The organism is Bradyrhizobium sp. USDA 4473 (assembly GCF_054063335.1).
Genome location: NZ_JBSSGE010000001.1, coordinates 2,743,545 through 2,762,365 on the forward strand (window position 1 = coordinate 2,743,545; position 18,821 = coordinate 2,762,365).

The following is an 18,821-nucleotide window of genomic DNA, read 5'->3' on the forward strand; positions in this document are numbered from 1 at the left end:
TCACGCGGAGCCCTTGCGCTTGGCATAGGCGCGCCGCGCGCGCTCGCGATTGCCGCACACCTCGCTCGAGCACCATCTGCGGGTTCGGTTCGGGCTCTCGTCGACAAAGAACCAGCCGCAGCCATCGGCCTCGCAGCATCCGATCCGGCTGGCGTCGTCGGACGCCAGCAGAGCCGTCAGCGACCACAGCACCGGCCATAACGGCTCCGTCAAATCGGTCCCTGCCAGCGCATGGCGATAGCCACGGTCCTGCCGCACAAGGTCGGGCTGCCGGGGCGCCGCTGCGAGCAATCGATTGACGAGACCAAGATTCACGGCGCGGTCGCCGCGCAGCGCGTCCGAGATGCGCCAGATGTCGCGGCGCAGCTCATACGCCGTCTGCATCGCGCGAGCGGCCTCGCTGCTCGCCGCCCGCGCTTTCAGCTTTGTGGCCGCAGCAAGCGGCAAGGTCCCGCGGCGTTCGCTCCAGGCCAACAGCGCCGCATAATCCGGGATCAGCTCCTGCGGATCGTTGGAGGTGCGCCAGTCCAGCGTGTTGGCGAAGTCAAGGCAGACCCGTCCGCCGAAGAACTGCGTCGCTGCCCGCGCGGGGTCTCTTGACATCACGGCCTCTCACCAAGTCTAATCTAATGGTCATGACCATTACAAGTGCCCGACAGTTTCAACGCGTCCCCACGATGACGACAGCCGGATTCAGGCGGGGCCTGGTCGCGGCGCTGCCTTTCCTGCTCAGCAACGGCGCCGCCGGCCTCGTGATGGGGCTGACCTACAAGGGGCTTGGGCTGGGGGCGGCGCATGCAATCCTGTTCAGCCTGCTGGTCTACTCCGCCACGGCGCAGGCGATCACGCTGAGCATGTGGGCCAGTCCGCTGCCGGTCGTTGCCATGGTGGTTGCCTGCATCGCCACGAATTCACGATACTTAGTGATGGGCGCCCATCTGCGCCAGCTGTTTGGCGGATTGGCGCCCCGGAAGATGCTGCCCAGCCTGTTTCTGCTCGCGGATGCGTCGTGGCTGATGACGAGCGCGGACGCCGACCGCAACGGACCTGATGCAGGCTATCTGCTGGGATCAAGCATCCCGATGGCGGTCGGCTGGGTCGGCGGCACCGCGCTCGCCTATGCCGCCCCGCTCGCGGCAAACGGACCGCTCAGGCTTGCCGCCGCGTTGCTGCCGACGATGTTCATCGCGACTCTTATTCCGAGCCAATGGAAGAACGCGCGATCGCCCTGGCCGTGGCTGACCTCGGCCGTTGCCGCGTTGCTCGTCGCCCGCTTTGTCGATCCCAGCTGGTCGATGCTGATCGGAGGCGGCTGCGGCACGCTCGTGAGCATGATGGAGCCGAGCGATGCATGACTTGCAGGTCCTCGGCGTCATCTGCATCCTCGGCATCACCTGCTATGCCATGCGCGCCGGCGGATACGTTCTCGCCGCATCGATGCGCGAGGACGGCATCGCCGCGCGGTTTCTCCGGCTCGCGCCCGGCAATCTGTTCATTGCATTCATTGTCGGCGGCTGCCTGTCGGGCGGGCCGGCAGGCCTGATCGGGACCGTGGTCGCGCTGGTGACGATGGCGATCACGGCGCGGGAATGGGCCGCGCTGGGAGCCGGGTTCGGCGCTGCGCTGGCGGCGTCCACGATCGGATGGTGACGGCAGCGATTACTTCGACGCGATCTTGTCCCACTGCTCGCGGGTACGCGCCTTCAGCAGATTCCAGTCATGGGCCGCGACGTCCCAATTGACGATGGTGCGGGTGTCTTGCGCGACCTCGCCATTGGCCACGCTCGATGTCCGCATCGAATCGGCCACATAGACGCCGCAAACCAGCAGGAGCGCGCCCAAGATCATGCCGAAAAACGTCCGCATCGCTTAATCCCTCCGCTGTCGGCAGGATAACGTTGGAGGGTTCGCTGTGGTTCCAGCGCTCGGTGCGCCGCATCGTCAACCGTCTTCCCGGTTGCGGCCTTGCAAGCCGCAGGCGCATGAGTTGTGTTGTTCTATTCACGGCCAATCCATGACCGTCATCCTGAGAGAGTGTGAATGTGTTCAGTGTCGTCCTGGCTTTCGCCAGGACGACGGCGTGGCGAGGCTGCTCGCTACAATTTCTCACACGTCATCCTGAGGTGCGAGCGCTTGCGAGCCTCGAAGGATGCACGGCCTCGACGCAACCGGAGCCAGCCGCAGCCGGGCCGTCGACCCTTCGAGACGCGCTTTGTGCTCCTCAGGGTGACGGGGAGAGGTGAGTTCAAGTGCCGTCGGCTCACCCACCATTCAGCCACTGCATGATCTCTGCATTGATCTCGCGCGGATAGGTGTGGCTGAGGTCGTCGATCTCGCGATAGGTCACCTTGGCGCCGGCGGCCGACAGCAAGCCTTGCGTCTGCCGCGCGGTCTGCACCGGGAACATCCAGTCGAGCTTGCCGTGGGTGATGAAGATCGGCAGGCCGCGCAGCCTGTCCGCATCGGCCATCTCGGCCATCAGCGGATGGAAGGTCGCCGCGACCGGCGCCAGATGCGTGAAGCGCGAGGCGCCATCGAGGCCGCTCACATAGCTGAACGTGCCGCCGTCGCTCATCCCGGTCAGCAGCATGCGCGTCTCGTCGATCTTCCAGCGTTCGCGCACCTGGTCGAGGATGCGGTTGAGGTTCGGCGTGTCGCTGTCGTCGCCCATCAGCGCCCAGGTCTGGCCGGTCGCGGTCGGCGCCACCAGGATGGCGCCGCGGCTGCGCGCGTCGCGCAGCCAGCTCCACAGGAAGCCGCGGCCGTTGCCGCTGCCGCCGTGCAGCGCCATCACCAGCGGCCAGCCGCGGTCGGGCGTGTAATATTCCGGCACATACATCGAGAAGCCGCCGCGGCTGCCCGGTTCGTTGCGCTCGTGGAAGATGCCGGTGTCGGCGTTGGGCTTGGCCGCGAGCTTCGCCTGCAGCCCGGCATCCTCGCGCAAATCCGGCGCCATGAAGAAGCCGCTGACCGGCGGCAATTCGGTCAGCGGATAGAGCGCCTCCTGCGCGCGCGGCAGATGGCGCAGCGCGCGGAACACGCTGACGAGGTCGCCTTGGCCGTTCTGCACCGCGCGCAGCCCCGCATAGCCGGCCAGCGCCGGTTCGATCGCAGCCTCCAGCGCGACCTTGATGTGCGCGAATTTTTCCGGCCAATCGGCGAGCCGCGGCTGCACCGCCTGCAAGGCTTGCTCCGGCTCGCCCGCGATCTGCATCACGCGATCGAAGTCCGGCGGGTTGAGGTTGCGCGCGACGAAGGCCAGCGATTCCAGCGTTTGCAACAGCGGCGGCAGCACGGCCACGATGTCGTCGACCACGGCCTCGCTCATCGCCACTGCCTCTTCTTTTTTGCCTAGTGCAGCCGCGGCGCCTTCAACAGCTTCATGCGGTCGATCGAGGTCAGCGTGACGTCGAAGGTGACGCCCTCATGGTAGACGGTCAGCGGCACGTCGACGCCGGCCGAACCGAGCGACCAGAGCTTGCGATAGAAGCCGGTCTGGCCGGTCACCTTGTCGCCGTCGACGGCGAGGATCACGTCGCCGGTCTTCAACTCGGCGCGCGCCGCCGGTCCCTTGCTGGCGACGCCGACCACCACCAGGCGGTTGTCGATCTCGGTCGTGTACATGCCGAGCCACGGCCGCGCCGGCCGGTCGACGCGGCCGAACTTGCGCAAATCGCCGAGCACCGGGCGCAGCAGATCGATCGGCACGATCATGTTGACATGTTCGGAACGGCTGGAGCGCTCGCGTTCGAGCTGCAGCGAGCCGATGCCGATCAGCTCGCCGTCCTTGTTGATCAGTCCGGTGCCGCCCCAGTTCGGATGCGCCGGATAGGTGAAGATCGCCTCGTCGAGCAGGTATTCCCAATAGCCGGCGAATTCCTGCTTGGCCGCGATCTGGCTTGCGACCGAGCGGGTGCGGCCGCCGGCGCCGCCGAGCACGACATTGTCGCCGACCTGGGTTGCCGCCGACGAGCCGATCGGCAGCGGATCGATGTCGAGTTGTCCCAGCGCCTGCACCAGGCCGAAGCCGGATTCGAAATCGAAGCCGAGCGCATGGCCCTCGACCGCGCGGCCGTCGCCGAGATGCAACCACACGGTGGCGGCTTCGGTGATCAGATAGCCGATCGTCAGCACCAGCCCGCGGTCGATCACCACGCCGTTGCCGGTGCGCTCGGTGCCGAGCGTCTCGGCACTGAACGCGTCAGGCGGAATGATCGAATGCAGCCCGACCACGCTCATCAGTGCACGATCGAGGTCATAGCGATAATCCTCGGGGCGGGGCTGAAAGGCCGCTGGCACTTTCCATTCGGTGGTGGAGGGCATTAGGGATCTCCTGGCGCGCAGCGTGCTGGAACCTCATAGTAGTGCGAGGTTCTGCCGGCAGGGAAGATGGAATGATATACCCTGCGCGGCGGCCTGCACAGCTCATCTGGCGTGCAGACCTGCCCCTCGCAAGATCAAACGAATCTATTCGGTTTTTGTTGCCGCACGTGCCGGCATGATGCGGAAGGCGCGGTTGTCCTTGATCCAGGCGGCGCGCTCGTCGCGCAGCATGGTGCGGCGGACCTTTCCGGAATCATCGCGCAGCGCGGTGCCGACGCGCTCGAAGCTTTCCGGATGCTTGTAGCGGCTGAGCCGGTCTTTCAGGAAATCGCCCATGCCGTCGGCGATCGCTTGCGCATCGGCAGTCTCGGCGAGTTCGAGGATCGCATGCACACGCTGGCCGAATTCCGGATCGGGCAATCCGACCACGACGCAGGAACGCACCTCGGGATGCTCGCTGACCGCGGCCTCGACCTCGGCCGGATAGATGTTGGCGCCGCCGCGCAGCACCATGTCGGCGAGCCGGTCGCCGAGATAGAGATAGCCCTCTTCGTCAAGCCGGCCGATATCGCCGAGCGATTCCCAGCCGTCCGGCCGCCGCTTCGGCGATGCGCCGAGATAGTGATAGGTCGAGCCGGCGCCGTCATTGGGCAGGAAATAGATCTCGCCGGTCTCGCCGGGCTTAACGTCGTTGCCGTCCTCGCCGATGATGCGCAGCTTCGCGGTCTCGCCGATCTTGCCGACCGAGCCCTTGTGCGCCATCCATTCGACGCCCGAGATCACGCAGGCGCCCTGCCGCTCGGTGCCGCCATAGAGCTCCCACACCCGCTCCGGGCCGAGCCACTCGATCCACTTCTCCTTCAGCCAGGGCGGCATCGGAGCCGCCATGTGAAACACGATCTGCAGGCTGGAGACGTCGTAGCGCTTGCGCACCTCGTCGGGCAGCGCCCAGATCCGGTGCATCATGGTCGGCACGAAATTGACCCATTGCACGCGCTCGCGTTCGATCAGCCGCAGCGTTTCCTCGGCGTCGAACTTCACCATGCCGGTCAGCTTGCCGCCGCCGAACAGCGCGGAGTGCGCCAGGATGAACGGCGCGTTGTGATAGAGGGGCCCCGGGTTGAGCAGCGAGGCCTGATGCGGAATCCCGAGCATCAGCGGCGTCGTGGTCTCGATCACCGCGGGGTTGTGATCGAGGATCACCTTCGGCCGCCCGGTCGAGCCGCCGCTGGTCATCGCCTTCCAGTAGCGCGCGACCGGCGCATCGAGCGGCTCTTCGGAAAATCCTTCCGGCACAAAATTCACCGGCAGCGAGTTCGGCGCATTCCAGTCGGCCTCGCCGCCGACCACCAACGACGGCTTGAGAATCTCGAGCACGGCGGCTGCCTCGCCGCGCGGCAGCCGCCACGACAGCGAGGTCGGCGTCGCGCCGCATTTCCACACCGCGAAACTGGTCTCGAAGAATGCGTTGCTGTTGGGCAGCCCGATCGCGACGAAGTCGCCGGGCTTGACGCCTTTCGCGGCGAAGGCGCGCGCCCGCGCATTGGCGCGGCGCTCGAGCTGATGCCATGTCAGCGTCTCCGCGCCATGACTGATCGCGATCGCATCAGCGGGCTTGCGTTCGGCATACCAGCGCGGCACGTCGGCGAGGGGGAGAAGCATGGGTCGTTTCCGTCGGAAAGGCGGCTTGAAGCGCTCTTGTTGCAGGGATGTGGCGAGGGCCACGGCCGCCACTTCACCAATTATGTGGTCTCGATGTCAAGCCGACGGCTGCTCGCGCAGCCGATATCCTGCTGATGATATTGTGGAATCCCGGTTCGCTAAAAGCCCCGTCAAGATTCCGGTAAAGTTCAAGCGATCACGCTAAGCCGGACTTTACGGGGGGACGGCATTGTGACCGGTGCGGTTCTGTGCCGGCACGCCGATCGGCGTGCGCGGATTCCAGTTTTCAATGACCAATGTCTTCAATGACCAATGTCTTCAATGACCAATGTCTTCAAGGACCAATGTCTTCAAGGACCAATGTCTTCAAGGACGACGACGATGGCGAGCAATGGAGCACGGATCAAGGTCAGTCGCGAGCCGCGGCGCCAGCTCAACAACCGTGCGGCGTGGATCACGGTCGATGATGGCGCCACCGAGAACGAATGCGCGGTGGTCGATATTTCGCCCGGCGGCGCCAAGATCACCACCGAGGTCGCGTTCGAGGTCAAGGACCGCCTTGCGCTGACGCTGCTCGCCGATCATGCCAAGCGCTATCCCTGCGAGGTGGTCTGGCGTCGCGGCAACACCTACGGGCTCAAATTCGTGATGGCAGAAGCCGAGCCGGATGAGCCGGCCGCGGAGCCTGCCGGCGCCGTATAGCCGAAAGGTTCTGCCGCCGTCTGGCTGCCGGTTCGATGCGGCGCGAGCCCGTCCGGCCGTTCCACCCGATAGAGCTTTGCGAATTCGCCGTCATGGAGCGGCGTGAGCTTCTCGATCGGCTGAAATCCAGGCTTTGGATCGATCAGCAGCACATAGTCGAAGTTCGAACGCCAGTCGACCAGGTAGCGCGCCCATCGCAGGGTTTTCGCCGAGAACGGTTCGTTGGCCAGCACCTTCCAGTCGATCGGCTCCGTCAGCGGGTGAGACATTCGATCGAACGGCGGCAGAATGGTCACCGGCTGCTGCGCCGGGTAGGCAAACAACAATGGCCAGAACGCTCTGCGCTCGATGAGGAGCAACGCCGGGAGGTGGTAGGTCAGCCGGTAGATCCAGGGCAGCGTGCGTCGCGCCGGAGGCGCCATCGTCCGTTCTTCCGTCGATCCCGTCGCGGCCAGCACGCGCGCACCGGGCTCGACGCCGGCGATCGCCGCGCGCAGATCGGCAAGGTCGTCCCGGCTGTCCATCCACGTCGCAGCGACATAGGCCGAGCGGACGAGAATCAAGGCTGCAAAGACGACGCCGAACATCATTGCCTCGCGCCGCGCGATCCGCGGCTGCACGCCCGCGAACAGCAGCAATCCGATTATCACCGCAGCCCGCAGATCGATGTGGGAGCCTCCCTTCATCCGCAGCGGCGCGGCGATGTAGACGATTGCCAGCACGGCAATCGCAAGCCGCATTCCCGGAGCGAATGCGAGATGACGACGCATGGCGAACAGCGCGACGACGAAGGCGACGGCAGTCACGATCGTCAGGTTAAAGCCCGGTATCGTGAACGCGCTGAACAGCCTCATCAATTTGACGATCGCATGCCACGCGCCGAGCGACGTGGCGGCGTCGCCGAACGGACTGAGTCGATACAACACGGCCGCCGGAGCGAGCGCGACCAGGATCGGGATCGCGGCCTGCATGACATCGTGTACGGTGACCGTGCCCGATGACCAGCGTTTCCGGACCTCCGCTGCCTCTTCCGCACCGATCAGGAGGAATAGAAAGGCCAGCCCGAAGATGTGGGTGAAGAAGGTCGCGACCGCGGCGGTCGCGCCGGCCAGCGTTTTCCATCCGGAACGATTCCGCCGGCGCAGCGCAACCCAGGCGGCCGCACCGACCAGCGCAAGGCCCAGCGAGAGCAGGAAATTCATGAAGCCCATGAAGAAGGCTGCGTTGTAGGCGACCAGGCCCGACGCCAGCGGCCAGTAGGAACGGCAGCCGAAAGCGACCCGGTGGTACACGACCGCGCCGCCGACCGGGCCGAGCAGGCACAGCGCCAGCAATATTCGGCCACCCGTGTGGGGATCGGTTATGCGCAGCAGCCCTGCCCCGATAACGTCCATGCCGAGATTGGGCAGGATCGTCCAGTGTGGCGCATACATCTTCGAGAGGACCGGGTCGTCCGGATGGGCCAGGATGAAGAACCGCGCGAGGTGATTTGGATAGTCCGTGAGCGGCGGCACGTCGATGACGAGAAGCGGAGCCAGCAACACGATCGCAAGCGCCACCGCCGTCGCCAGCCACCGCCAAGCCGCCTCACGCATCGATTGAACGTGGGTGGCAGCCGTCTTGACCAGGGGCGCGTGCATCGGCGGCTAGTCCTGTCCGTCCGCTCGCGCGCAGTGCATTTGGAATGCGTGCCCGATGCTCCAGCTGGACCAGATCGGAAGCCAGGCTGCGGCATTCAGGAACACCCGGATGAAGCGGATGCGGAACCCGCTCGCGACGAGGTTGACCGCGGGAAACTTCGCGGACATCGCGCCGAGACTTCGGCTGCGGTTGTGGTGTTCCGCTAATTTACCTGTGGTTGTCACACGGCCATGTCGCGTGGGGGCCGTTAACATTCAGTTACGGTTGGATCGATTAGGTAACATACAACCTGTGGATTTGGAAAAATGCACCCTCAAATTATGCGGGTGCCGCGATCTGTGCGCTAGCTCGCGACTAAAGTCGAGTTCGACGTGAAGTCGCCGGACGCATCAGTGCGCCTTCAACGGCGCACGCGAGCAGGCGGCTGCACGGCGTCCCCCGCGTTGTTGGTGTTGCCGGCATTGCCGGTTGTCGAGCCCGGAAGCGCCGGCGCTGCACTGAAATTGCCGCCGGATGACGGTGCATAGCGCTGGCCACTCTGGGTCGGAAGCGCGCTACCCGACGGCGCGGCGCGGTCGCCGGGACGCGGCGGCAGCGGGGAGCCGCCCGCGCCTTGGGCGAGAAGCTGGTCCGGCGCGAGGGTGAGGCCGGCGGCGACGATGATGGCGAATGTGGTCTTGCGCATGATCTGGTCCGGGATGGCGCGACAGCCGCGGCGGAAGATGTGACGTCCGTCAAGCCCGCGCGATGATATCACCGATAACGTCGGACGTGTTGCTCCGGTTGCAAGGGCCATCGCTCAACCGTGATGCACATCTGCGTGTGTCGGGCGTCGGCGACTATCAGCCGCGATAGCGCAGCGCATCGACCAGCAGGGCGAAGGCCGGCGCGGATTGCCGGCGGCTTGGATAATACAGGTGATAACCGGGAAACGGCGCGCACCAGTCGTCGAGCACCTGGATCAATTGGCCCTTGGCGAGCTGCGTGCGCACCTGATCCTCGGCGATATAGGCCAGTCCCAGCCCGGCCAGCGCCGCCTTGATCCGCAAGGTCGTGCTGTTGAACACCAATTGTCCGTCGACGCGGACCTTGAGCGGGCGGCCGCGCCGCTCGAATTCCCAGGCATAGATGCCGCCATGGGTCGGCAGGCGGATGTTGATGCAGGCATGCTGGGTCAGGTCCTGCGGCCGCTTCGGGCGCTCGCGCCGCTTGAAATAGGAGGGAGCACCGACCACGACCATGCGGAAATCCGGCCCGATCCGCACCGCGATCATGTCCTTGGCGAGCTGTTCGCCGAGCCGGACGCCGGCGTCGAAGCGTTCCGCCACGATATCAGCGAGACCGTTGTCGACGGTCAGGTCCACCTTGATGTCGGGATAGCGCGGCAGGAACGTTTCCAGCGCCGGCCACAGGATCGTCTCGGCCGCGTGCTCGCCGGCATTGATGCGGATGGTGCCGGCGGGTTTGTCGCGCATGGCGCTGAGCGCTGATAGTTCGGCGTCGATCTCCTCGAAACGGGGGCCGATGCCTTGCAGCAATCGTTCGCCGGCCGCGGTCGGCGCGACGCTGCGCGTGGTGCGGGTCAGAAGCCGCACGCCCAGCCGTTCCTCCAGCGCGCGCAGGGTATGGCTCAGCGCCGACTGCGACACGCCGAGCCTCGCTGCGGCGCGGGTGAAGCTGCGCTCGCGCGCCACCGCAAGAAAGGCGATCAGGTCGTTGACGTCGTGCCGCGGCATTCATGAGCCCTGCTCATAAGTCCATCCTGATTTTTACGTCTAATGCTCCGCCGATGCACGTCCTAAATCCCGCGACGACGAATTCAGGTCATCGACGTGGAGAGACATCATGCAGAAACGTAAGCTCGGCAGCAGCAACCTCGAGGTCTCGGCGATCGGCCTCGGCTGCATGGGCCTCAGCTTCGCCTACGGCCCGGCGCTCGAGAAGGCACAGGGTATCGCGGTGCTCCGCGGCGCGGTCGAGCGCGGCATCACCTTCTTCGATACCGCGGAGGTCTATGGCCCCTACGTCAACGAGGAACTGGTCGGCGAAGCGCTGGCGCCGGTCCGCGACCAGGTCGTGATCGCGACCAAGTTCGGCTTCGATCTCGGCTCGATGGCCGAGCGGCACCGGTCGCTGAACAGCCGGCCGGAGCACATCAGGGCGGTCGCGAATGCCTCGCTGAAGCGGCTGAAGATCGACATCATCGATCTGTTCTATCAGCATCGGGTCGATCCCGCGGTGCCGATCGAGGACGTCGCCGGCACCGTCAAGGACCTGATTGCCGCCGGCAAGGTGCGCCATTTCGGCCTGTCGGAGGCCGGCGCGCAAACCATTCGCCGCGCGCATGCGGTGCAGAAGGTGACGGCCTTGCAGAGCGAATATTCGCTGTGGGAGCGCGGGGTGGAAGCGGAAATCCTGCCGGTGCTGCAAGAGCTCGGCATCGGCTTCGTGCCGTACAGCCCGCTGGGCCGTGGTTTTCTCACCGGCGCGATCAGCGCGTCCACGACGTTTGCCGGCGACGATTTCCGCAACCTGGTGCCGCGCTTCACGCCGGAGGCTCGCCGCGCCAATCAGGCGCTGGTCGATCAGCTCGGCCGGATCGCAGCCGGCAAGGGCGCGACCACGGCACAGATCGCGCTTGCCTGGCTGCTGGCGCAAAAGCCGTGGATCGTGCCGATCCCGGGCACCACGAAGCTCAATCGGCTCGAGGAAAACATCGGCGCAGCGAACATCGAGCTGACCGCGGCCGACCTCGCCGACATCGGCAGCGCCGTCACCGCAGTCGAAGTCCAGGGCGCGCGCTATCCGGAGCAACTGCTCGGGTTGGTCGGGCGTTAAGCGCTTTCCGTCGTCGCGGGACGCGCGCCTGCGTCCCCAGCTACACCTGTCATCGCCCGGCTCGACCGGGCGATCCAGTACGCCGCGGCCTCTCTGCTCCAGCACTGACGCCTCTGGAATACTGGATCACCCGCTTTCGCGGGTGATGACACCGCGTTGTTTGACATCTTGAGTCGGGAACCATCCACCGCCATCGTAATGCTCGTTGTCGCAAGAGGCCGGGGCCACACCCGCCTCGCGGCCTCACCGTTCCGTCAGCTTCAGCTCGATGCGGCGGTTGCGCTTGTAGGCGTCTTCGGTCTGCGCGGTGTCGAGCGGCTGGAATTCGGCGAAGCCGGCGGCGACCAGGCGCTGCGCCGGCACGCCGCGCGAGATCAGATATTGCACCACCGAGATCGCGCGCGCCGAGGACAACTCCCAGTTCGATTTGAACAGCGGGCTGTTGGTGATCGGCCGCACGTCGGTGTGGCCGTCGACGCGCAGCACCCAGGCGATCTCGGCTGGGATCTGCTTGTCGAGATCGATCAGCGCGTTTGCGACCGTATCGAGCTCGGTCTTGCCGTCCGGCAGCAAGGTCGCCTGCCCGGTGTCGAAGAACACTTCCGACTGGAACACGAAGCGATCGCCGACGATGCGGATATCGGGGCGGTTGCCGAGGATCGCGCGCAACCGGCCGAAGAATTCCGAACGGTATTTCGACAGTTCCTGCACCCGCTGCGCCAGCGCGACGTTGAGGCGCTGTCCGAGATCGGCGATCCGGTTCTGCGATTCCTTGTCGCGCTTCTCGGAGGCGTCGAGCGCCTCCTCGAGTGCGGCGAGCTGACGGCGCAGCGCGCTGATCTGCTGGTTCAGCACCTCGATCTGCGCCAGCGCGCGCGACGACACGCTCTTCTCGGACTCCAGCGCCTTGTTGAGCTCGGTGGCGCGGCCCTGTGCGTCGTTGCCGGAATTGGCGAGCCCCTCATACAGCCCCTTCATGCGGTCGCGCTCGCTCTCGGCGGAGGCAAGGCCGGCGCGCAGCTGCGACACCTGGTCGTCGAGCGTCAGCTTGCTGAGCTTCTCCAGCGACAGCAGCTCGTTGAGCTGGGCGATCTTGGCGGTAAGCTGCTCCAGCGCCTTGTCCTTGCCGGTGACCTCCTGCGACAGGAAGAACTGCACGACCAGGAACACCGAGAGCAGGAACACGATCGACAGCACCAGCGTCGACAGCGCGTCGACAAAGCCGGGCCAGTAGTTGAAGCCGGATTCGCTGCGGCGCGAGCGGGCGAGGGCCATCTGGTTTCCCTTTAGTTCCTGTCAGTGCGGCGCGTGGCAGACGGCTTCGATGTTGTGGCCGTCGGGGTCCAGCACGAAAGCACCGTAGTAGTTTGCATGATAGTGCGGCCGAATTCCGGGCCGCCCATTGTCCCTGCCGCCGGCCTTGATCGCGTCCTCGTAGAACCGATCGACGGTGGCGCGATCATTTGCCGTGAAGGCGATGTGGGCGCCGCTCTGCGGCGTGCCGCGCCGGCCGATCCAGAAGAAGGCCTTCGGATGCACGCCATAGCCGGCAAACCCGGCACCCTCCGCATACAGACGGCTGATGCCGAGCGAGCGCAAAGCCGCATCATAGAAGGCCTTGGACCGCTCGATATCGCTGATGCCGATGGTCACGTGGTCCAGCACATCGGCCTCCGTGGCTCAGCTCTTCTCGGGCTGGCGGGCGAGGCGCTCGAGCAGCCTCTTGATCTCGCGGTTCTGCTCGCCCTGGCCGTCGGCCCATTCGCGGATCATCTGCTGCTCGGTGCGCATATGCGCGACCAGTCCCTGGATCGCCTCGGCCAGATTGGCCATCGCCGCCGTGGTGTTGCGGCCGCCCGCGCCGCCGCCGCCTTCCTCGAGCGTGGCACGCAGCCGGTCAATCGCGCCCTGCATCTCGGCGCCGCCAGCGCCGGCCTCGTCGCCGGAAATGCCGCGCACCGTGGTGGCGAGCCAGTCCTCGAGGTCGGTGTAGAAGCGGTTCTGGGCCTGGCTCGATTGCAGATCGAGGAAGCCGAGGATCAGCGAACCGGCGAGGCCGAACAGCGAGGACGAGAACGAGATGCCCATGCCGCCGAGCGGGGCGGCGAGGCCCTCCTTCAGCGTGTCGAACAGCGCACCGGCGTCGCCGCCGACCTTGAGCCCGTCGATCACCTTGCCGACCGAGCCCACCGTCTCGATCAGGCCCCAGAAGGTGCCGAGCAGGCCGAGGAACACCAGAAGTCCGGTCATGTAGCGCGAGATGTCGCGGGCTTCATCCAGCCGGGTTGCGATCGAATCCAATAGATGCCGCATGGTCTGCTGCGTGATCGACATCCGCCCGCTGCGCTCGCCGCCGAGAATGGCCGCCATCGGGGCCAGCAGCGTCGGGCGCCGGTCGATCGCAAGGCCGGGGTCGGCGATGCGGAAATTATTGACCCAGGCGACCTCGGGATAGAGCCGGATCACCTGGCGGAACGCCAGGATGACGCCGATCAGGAGCACCGCGCCGATCAGGGCGTTCAGCCCGGGATTGGCGAAGAAGGCGGTGACGATCTGCTTGTACAGCACCACCCCGACCAGGCCGCACAGCACCAGGAACACCAGCATCCGCACCAGGAAGATCCTGGGCGAGGACAGCTTGCTCAGTTCGATCTCCATGTCGGAGCGGGAAGGGGGCATTGCCGGGTCATCCGTTCGCGAAGGCCGCATCTGCCAGCAATATGGCACAGCGGCGCAGTGAGGAAAGCCGAATCCAAAGGCTGCCGGCAGAACCTGGGGTTGATCCGGAGCGAAGTGTTGCCGCATTGCGCAGCTTTCCGAGGCGCCGGCGCACCGGCGTGTGCAGAAGGTGCCAATCCCCGCAGATCGCGAGACGGACTCAGGGGGCGGGGCGATCCGCGATGCCTGCGCCGCGGATTTGCGCGTTCGCAATCTGCGACATTCCTGCGCAGGCAAAGGCCGCGTTCCCGCTCCCGCAGTCCTTAACGCATGCCCACAGCCTGCGATGGAACCCGCTCACAATCCGGTGAGTCGACAAAACATGCCGCGAAATCAGAACGATAGGTTTGTGTGACATTGAGCCGCCCGACAAACGCATTGCGTCGCAGCAAGCAGGATTTATTTTTGGCGGCAGGAGCGGTGCCGGTGTGGCGCCGCCGTTTGTTTATTCCCAACCAACCACAGGGGCGACCATCTCAATGTCTGGACTTCGCGCGCAATCGGCATGCATTGCTCTGATGCTGGCCGTGACGGCGCCACTGCTTGCTGGCTGCGACGAGCCGACCACCGCAACCGCCGCCGTACAAGCGCCCGAGCCGGACGTCAGTGTCGTCACCGTGAAGCCGCAGGCCCGCGCGATGGTGCGCGAGCTGCCGGGCCGCATCGCGCCGACCCGCGTCTCCGAGGTGCGCCCGCGCGTCTCCGGCATCGTGGTCAACCGCATGTTCCATCAGGGCAGCGAGGTGAAGGTCGGCGATCCCCTGTACCAGATCGATCCGCGGCCGTTCGAGGTCGAATTGCAGTCGACCGAGGCGGCGCTGGCGCGTGCCAAGGCGGTGCTCGAGCAGACCGCGCTGCAGGCCCGCCGCATCGCGACCCTCACCAATCAGCGCGCGACCTCGGAGGCCGAGAACGAGAGGGCGATCGCCAATCTGAAGCAGGCCGAAGCCGACGTGCAGGGCCGCGAGGCCGACGTCGCGCGCGCCAAGCTCAATCTGGATTACGCCACCATCCGTGCGCCGATCGACGGCACGATCGGCGCTGCGGTGATCAGCGAGGGCGCGCTCGTCGTGCAGAACGACCCCACCAGCCTTGCCACCATCCAGCAGCTCGATCCGATCTATGCCGACTTCCAGCAGTCGGTGACCGAAATGAACCAGCTCCGCCGCGCCTTCGAGAGCGGCGATCTCGACCGCATCGCGCCCGACGCGATGAAGGTTCGCCTCGTGCTCGACGACGGCTCGATCTATCCGCTGCCGGGCAAGCTATTGTTCTCCGACGCCAAGGTCGACGCCTATACCGGGCAGGTGACCCTGCGCGGCGAGTTCCCGAACCCGCATCGCATCCTGCTGCCGGGCATGTATGTCCGCGTGCAGATCGAGCAGGGCATCGACTCGGACGCGATCGCGGTGCCGCAGCAAGCGATCCAGCGCAATGGCGGCGGCGGCAGCGAGGTGTTCGTCGTCAAGGACGACAATCTCGTCGCGGTGCAGCCGGTGCGCACCGGCTCGCTGCAGGGCGGCACCTGGTTCGTGACCGAGGGCCTGAAGGCCGGCGACAAGGTCGTGGTCGAGGGCTTCCAGAAATTCGCCGCCGGCGACAAGGTCCGGCCGCTGGCCTGGCGCGAGGTCGATGCTGCTGCAATACAGTCGGATTCGCAGCAGACCGCCCACGCGAAGCCGTGATCCGCCATGCCTAGCTTCTTCATCGACAGGCCGATCTTCGCCTGGGTCGTCGCGCTGTTCATCTGTCTGGTCGGCGCGATCTCGATTCCGCTGCTTGCGGTGGCGCAGTACCCGATCATCGCGCCGCCCTCGATCTCGATCTCGACGAGCTATCCCGGCGCGTCGCCGGAGAACCTCTACAACAGCGTGACGCGGCTGATCGAGGAGGAGCTCAACGGCGCCGCCAACATCCTGAACTTCGAATCGACCTCCGACTCGCTCGGCCAGGTCGAGATCATCGCCAACTTCAAGCCGGGTACCGACACCAGCCAGGCTTCGGTCGAGGTGCAGAACCGCCTCAAGCGCGTAGAGGCGCGGCTGCCGCGCGCCGTGATCCAGCAGGGCATCCTGGTCGAGGAAGCCTCCTCCGCCGTGCTGCAGATCATCACGCTGAACTCGACCGACGGCTCGCTGGATGAAGTGGGCCTCGGCGACTTCATGATCCGCAACGTGCTGGGCGAGGTGCGCCGCATCCCCGGCGTCGGCCGCGCCACGCTGTATTCGACCGAGCGCAGCTTGCGCGTCTGGATCGATCCGGCCAAGCTGGTCGGCTACGGCCTGTCGGCCGACGACGTCAACAAGGCGATCACGGCACAGAACGCCCAGGTCGCCTCCGGCAGCATCGGCGCCGAGCCGAGCACCGACACGCAGAAGATCTCGGCGCAGGTGCTGGTCAAGGGCCAGCTCTCCTCGCCGGACGAGTTCGGCGCGATCATCCTGCGCGCCAATCCCGACGGCTCGACGGTCCGGCTGCGCGACGTCGCGCGGATCGAGGTCGGCGGCCTCAGCTATCAGTTCAACACCCGCGTGAACGGCAGGCCGACGGCCGGCCTCTCGGTGCTGCTGTCGCCGAAGGGCAATGCGCTGGCGACCGCGAGCGCGGTCGAAGCCAAGATGCAGGAGCTGTCGCGCTTCTTTCCGGCCAACATCTCCTACGAGATCCCCTACAACATCACGCCCGTGGTGAAGGCCTCGATCGAGAAGGTCCTGATGACGCTGGTCGAGGCGGTGGTGCTGGTGTTCGTCGTGATGTTCCTGTTCCTGCAGAACATCCGCTACACCATCATTCCGACCATCGTGGTTCCGGTGGCGCTGCTCGGCACCTGCGCCACGCTGATGGCGGTGGGCTACTCGATCAACATGCTGACCATGTTCGGCATGGTGCTGGCGGTCGGCATCCTGGTCGACGACGCCATCGTCGTGGTCGAGAACGTCGAGCGCATCATGGCCGAGGAAGGCCTGCCGCCGAAGGAAGCCACCCGCAAGGCGATGTCGCAGATCACCGGCGCCATCATCGGCATCACGCTGGTGCTGATGGCGGTGTTCGTGCCGATGGCGTTCTTCCCGGGCTCGGTCGGCATCATCTACCGGCAGTTCTCGGTCACCATGGTGGCGGCGATCGCGTTCTCGGCGCTGCTCGCGCTGTCGCTGACGCCGGCGCTGTGCGCGACCTTGCTCAAGCCGGTCGAGCTGGGCCACGGCCATGCCCGCAAGGGCGTGTTCGGCTGGTTCAACCGCGTGCTCGACTATAGCCGCGCCGGCTACACGCGCACGGTGCAGGGCTCGCTGAAGCGCACCGGCCGCCTGATGCTGATCTATCTCGTGCTGTTCGCAGGCGTCGCCTACGGCTTCGTGCGGCTGCCCGGCGGCTTCCTGCCGGTCGACGACCAGGGCTTCATCACGACCGACGTGCAGACGCCGTCGGAATCGTCCTACGCGCGCACCGAGGCTGCGGTCGAGCGGGTCGAGAAATACCTGAAGGATCGCGCCGGCATCGAGAACGTCACGTTCCTCACCGGCTTCAGCTTCCTCGGCCAGGGCATGAACACCGCGCAGGCCTTCATCACGCTGAAGGACTGGTCGGAGCGCGGATCGAAGGATTCCGCCGCCGCCATCGTCGCCGACATCAACCGCGACCTGTCGTCATCGATCCGCGACGCCAGGATCTCGGCGCTGCAGCCGCCGCCGATCGACAACCTCGGCAACTCCTCTGGCTTCTCGTTCCGCCTGCAGGACCGCGGCCAGAAGGGCTATGCGGCGCTGATCGCAGCAAGCGACCGCCTGATTGCCGAGGCCAATGCCAGCCCGATCCTGCAGAAGGTCTATGTCGAGGGCCTGCCGCCGGCGCCGCAGGTCAATCTGATGATCGATCGCGAGAAGGCCGGCGCGTTCGGCCTCACCTTCGAGGACATCAACAACACGATCTCGACCAATCTCGGCTCGAACTACATCAACGACTTCCCGAATCGCGGGCGGATGCAGCGCGTCGTCGTGCAGGCCGACAAGGCCAGCCGCATGAAGCCGGACGACATCCTCAATTACAACGTCAAGAACAGCCGCGGCCAGCTGGTGCCGTTCTCGGCCTTCGCCACCATCGAATGGACCAAGGGGCCGACGCAGATCGCGGGCTTCAACTACTATCCGGCGGTGCGCATCTCCGGCGAGGCGAAGCCGGGCTTCACCTCGGGCGATGCGATCGCCGAGATGGAGCGGCTCGCCGACAAGCTGCCGCGCGGCTTCGGCTATGAATGGACCGGCCAGTCGTTGCAGGAGAAGCTGTCGGGCTCGCAGGCGCCGTTCCTGCTCGCGCTGTCGGTGCTGGTGGTGTTCCTGCTGCTTGCCGCGCTCTACGAGAGCTGGACCATTCCGCTCGCCGTGCTGCTCACCGTGCCGCTCGGCATTCTCGGCGCCGTGGTGGCGGCGACGCTGCGCGGCCTGCCGAACGACGTCTATTTCACCGTCGGCCTGATCACCATCATCGGCCTTGCGGCGAAGGACGCGATCCTGATCATCGAGTTCGCCAAGGATCTGCGGGCGCAGGGCAAGCCGCTGGTCGAGGCGACCATCGAGGCGTGCAGTCTCCGATTCCGCCCGATCCTGATGACCGGTCTCGCCTTCGTCTGCGGCGTGCTGCCGATGGCGATCGCGACCGGCGCCGGCGGTGCCAGCCAGCAGGCGCTCGGCACCTCGGTCATGGGCGGCATGATCGCAGTGGTGATCCTCGCGCTGCTCCTGGTGCCGGTGTTCTTCGTCAGCGTGCAACGCGTGCTGGCGGGGGATCGCGAGAAGACCGCGGAGAGCGCCGAAGTCTATGGTCCGCCTGCGCCGGCGAGGGGAGGCCACTGAGGTCCCGTCGGCGACGCCTCCGGCTTGCTTTCGCAAGCCAGTCAATCCAGATTACAGCTCTGGATTGAACGGGTGGCGAGCAGGCAA

Annotated in this window: 17 protein-coding genes; 6 read left to right on the top strand and 11 right to left on the bottom strand. The window is 65.9% G+C overall.

Features of this window, described 5'->3' with window-relative positions; genetic code table 11:
• Positions 1 to 603: a CGNR zinc finger domain-containing protein gene (locus ACVW17_RS12855; protein ID WP_456752232.1), complete on the bottom strand. Its 603-nt coding sequence runs from the start codon at positions 601 to 603 to the stop codon at positions 1 to 3.
• Between the two features lie 74 nt (positions 604 to 677).
• Here ACVW17_RS12855 and ACVW17_RS12860 point away from each other — a divergent pair, with 74 nt between their 5' ends.
• On the top strand, positions 678 to 1,355 hold the full coding sequence (locus ACVW17_RS12860; RefSeq protein WP_456752233.1) for an AzlC family ABC transporter permease: 678 nt from the start codon (positions 678 to 680) through the stop codon (positions 1,353 to 1,355).
• Positions 1,348 to 1,650, top strand: coding sequence for an AzlD domain-containing protein (locus ACVW17_RS12865; protein WP_456752234.1), 303 nt, complete (start codon positions 1,348 to 1,350; stop codon positions 1,648 to 1,650). The genes ACVW17_RS12860 and ACVW17_RS12865 overlap by 8 nt, the downstream gene beginning before the upstream one ends.
• A 9-nt stretch (positions 1,651 to 1,659) precedes the next feature.
• Here the strand turns inward: ACVW17_RS12865 and ACVW17_RS12870 are convergent, their stop codons facing one another.
• From ACVW17_RS12870 to ACVW17_RS12885, 4 genes are all read right to left on the bottom strand, one after another.
• Entirely contained in the window at positions 1,660 to 1,866 is a 207-nt protein-coding gene (locus tag ACVW17_RS12870) for a hypothetical protein (protein WP_456752235.1), read from the bottom strand.
• 394 nt (positions 1,867 to 2,260) lie between these two features.
• Positions 2,261 to 3,328 carry a carboxylesterase family protein gene (locus ACVW17_RS12875; RefSeq protein WP_456752236.1) on the bottom strand — a complete coding sequence of 356 codons (1,068 nt, stop codon included), beginning with the start codon at positions 3,326 to 3,328 and terminating at the stop codon, positions 2,261 to 2,263.
• Positions 3,329 to 3,351: 23 nt separating this feature from the next.
• The gene (locus tag ACVW17_RS12880) at positions 3,352 to 4,323 is read right to left on the bottom strand and encodes a S1C family serine protease (RefSeq protein WP_456752237.1); all 972 of its coding nucleotides are present in this window, start codon (positions 4,321 to 4,323) and stop codon (positions 3,352 to 3,354) included.
• Positions 4,324 to 4,467: 144 nt separating this feature from the next.
• Entirely contained in the window at positions 4,468 to 5,985 is a 1,518-nt protein-coding gene (locus ACVW17_RS12885; protein ID WP_456752238.1) for an AMP-binding protein, read from the bottom strand.
• Positions 5,986 to 6,366: 381 nt separating this feature from the next.
• Between ACVW17_RS12885 and ACVW17_RS12890 the strand changes: the two genes are divergently transcribed.
• Positions 6,367 to 6,687 carry a PilZ domain-containing protein gene (locus ACVW17_RS12890; protein WP_456752239.1) on the top strand — a complete coding sequence of 107 codons (321 nt, stop codon included), beginning with the start codon at positions 6,367 to 6,369 and terminating at the stop codon, positions 6,685 to 6,687.
• On the opposite strand, the gene ACVW17_RS12895 is transcribed toward ACVW17_RS12890, so the two are convergent.
• The 3 genes from ACVW17_RS12895 to ACVW17_RS12905 form a co-directional block, all read right to left on the bottom strand.
• On the bottom strand, positions 6,615 to 8,246 hold the full coding sequence (locus ACVW17_RS12895; protein ID WP_456797177.1) for a hypothetical protein: 1,632 nt from the start codon (positions 8,244 to 8,246) through the stop codon (positions 6,615 to 6,617). The two genes, ACVW17_RS12890 and ACVW17_RS12895, sit on opposite strands and share 73 nt — an antisense overlap.
• A gap of 482 nt (positions 8,247 to 8,728) precedes the next feature.
• Positions 8,729 to 9,013 (bottom strand): hypothetical protein, encoded by a 285-nt coding sequence (locus tag ACVW17_RS12900; protein WP_456797178.1) that lies wholly within the window; start codon positions 9,011 to 9,013, stop codon positions 8,729 to 8,731.
• 157 nt (positions 9,014 to 9,170) lie between these two features.
• On the bottom strand, positions 9,171 to 10,064 hold the full coding sequence (locus ACVW17_RS12905; protein ID WP_456797179.1) for a LysR family transcriptional regulator: 894 nt from the start codon (positions 10,062 to 10,064) through the stop codon (positions 9,171 to 9,173).
• Positions 10,065 to 10,173: 109 nt separating this feature from the next.
• Between ACVW17_RS12905 and ACVW17_RS12910 the strand changes: the two genes are divergently transcribed.
• Positions 10,174 to 11,166: an aldo/keto reductase gene (locus ACVW17_RS12910; RefSeq protein WP_456797180.1), complete on the top strand. Its 993-nt coding sequence runs from the start codon at positions 10,174 to 10,176 to the stop codon at positions 11,164 to 11,166.
• A gap of 243 nt (positions 11,167 to 11,409) precedes the next feature.
• Here the strand turns inward: ACVW17_RS12910 and ACVW17_RS12915 are convergent, their stop codons facing one another.
• The 3 genes from ACVW17_RS12915 to ACVW17_RS12925 are packed head-to-tail and all read right to left on the bottom strand — an operon-like array spanning position 11,410 to position 13,845.
• Entirely contained in the window at positions 11,410 to 12,441 is a 1,032-nt protein-coding gene (locus ACVW17_RS12915; protein WP_456752244.1) for a peptidoglycan -binding protein, read from the bottom strand.
• Between the two features lie 21 nt (positions 12,442 to 12,462).
• Positions 12,463 to 12,831 carry a VOC family protein gene (locus ACVW17_RS12920; RefSeq protein ID WP_456752245.1) on the bottom strand — a complete coding sequence of 123 codons (369 nt, stop codon included), beginning with the start codon at positions 12,829 to 12,831 and terminating at the stop codon, positions 12,463 to 12,465.
• Positions 12,832 to 12,846: 15 nt separating this feature from the next.
• Complete coding sequence (locus ACVW17_RS12925) at positions 12,847 to 13,845, bottom strand: flagellar motor protein MotA (RefSeq protein WP_456752246.1); 999 nt, start codon at positions 13,843 to 13,845, stop codon at positions 12,847 to 12,849.
• Positions 13,846 to 14,363: 518 nt separating this feature from the next.
• On the opposite strand from ACVW17_RS12925, the gene ACVW17_RS12930 reads away from it, so the two are divergent.
• On the top strand, positions 14,364 to 15,569 hold the full coding sequence (locus ACVW17_RS12930; RefSeq protein WP_456797181.1) for an efflux RND transporter periplasmic adaptor subunit: 1,206 nt from the start codon (positions 14,364 to 14,366) through the stop codon (positions 15,567 to 15,569).
• A gap of 6 nt (positions 15,570 to 15,575) precedes the next feature.
• Positions 15,576 to 18,734 (top strand): multidrug efflux RND transporter permease subunit, encoded by a 3,159-nt coding sequence (locus ACVW17_RS12935; protein ID WP_456797182.1) that lies wholly within the window; start codon positions 15,576 to 15,578, stop codon positions 18,732 to 18,734.
• Positions 18,735 to 18,821: the final 87 nt, after the last annotated feature.

Bases quoted from the DNA above. Each gene is read 5' to 3' on its own strand.
- ACVW17_RS12925 (WP_456752246.1), bottom strand. From the start codon at position 13,845: ATGCCCCCTTCCCGCTCCGACATGGAGATCGAACTGAGCAAGCTGTCC.
- ACVW17_RS12905 (WP_456797179.1), bottom strand. From the start codon at position 10,064: ATGCCGCGGCACGACGTCAACGACCTGATCGCCTTTCTTGCGGTGGCG.
- ACVW17_RS12935 (WP_456797182.1), top strand. From the start codon at position 15,576: ATGCCTAGCTTCTTCATCGACAGGCCGATCTTCGCCTGGGTCGTCGCG.
- ACVW17_RS12890 (WP_456752239.1), top strand. From the start codon at position 6,367: ATGGCGAGCAATGGAGCACGGATCAAGGTCAGTCGCGAGCCGCGGCGC.
- ACVW17_RS12910 (WP_456797180.1), top strand. From the start codon at position 10,174: ATGCAGAAACGTAAGCTCGGCAGCAGCAACCTCGAGGTCTCGGCGATC.
- ACVW17_RS12875 (WP_456752236.1), bottom strand. From the start codon at position 3,328: ATGAGCGAGGCCGTGGTCGACGACATCGTGGCCGTGCTGCCGCCGCTG.
- ACVW17_RS12855 (WP_456752232.1), bottom strand. From the start codon at position 603: ATGTCAAGAGACCCCGCGCGGGCAGCGACGCAGTTCTTCGGCGGACGG.
- ACVW17_RS12870 (WP_456752235.1), bottom strand. From the start codon at position 1,866: ATGCGGACGTTTTTCGGCATGATCTTGGGCGCGCTCCTGCTGGTTTGC.
- ACVW17_RS12885 (WP_456752238.1), bottom strand. From the start codon at position 5,985: ATGCTTCTCCCCCTCGCCGACGTGCCGCGCTGGTATGCCGAACGCAAG.
- ACVW17_RS12930 (WP_456797181.1), top strand. From the start codon at position 14,364: ATGTCTGGACTTCGCGCGCAATCGGCATGCATTGCTCTGATGCTGGCC.
- ACVW17_RS12915 (WP_456752244.1), bottom strand. From the start codon at position 12,441: ATGGCCCTCGCCCGCTCGCGCCGCAGCGAATCCGGCTTCAACTACTGG.
- ACVW17_RS12860 (WP_456752233.1), top strand. From the start codon at position 678: ATGACGACAGCCGGATTCAGGCGGGGCCTGGTCGCGGCGCTGCCTTTC.
- ACVW17_RS12880 (WP_456752237.1), bottom strand. From the start codon at position 4,323: ATGCCCTCCACCACCGAATGGAAAGTGCCAGCGGCCTTTCAGCCCCGC.
- ACVW17_RS12865 (WP_456752234.1), top strand. From the start codon at position 1,348: ATGCATGACTTGCAGGTCCTCGGCGTCATCTGCATCCTCGGCATCACC.
- ACVW17_RS12900 (WP_456797178.1), bottom strand. From the start codon at position 9,013: ATGCGCAAGACCACATTCGCCATCATCGTCGCCGCCGGCCTCACCCTC.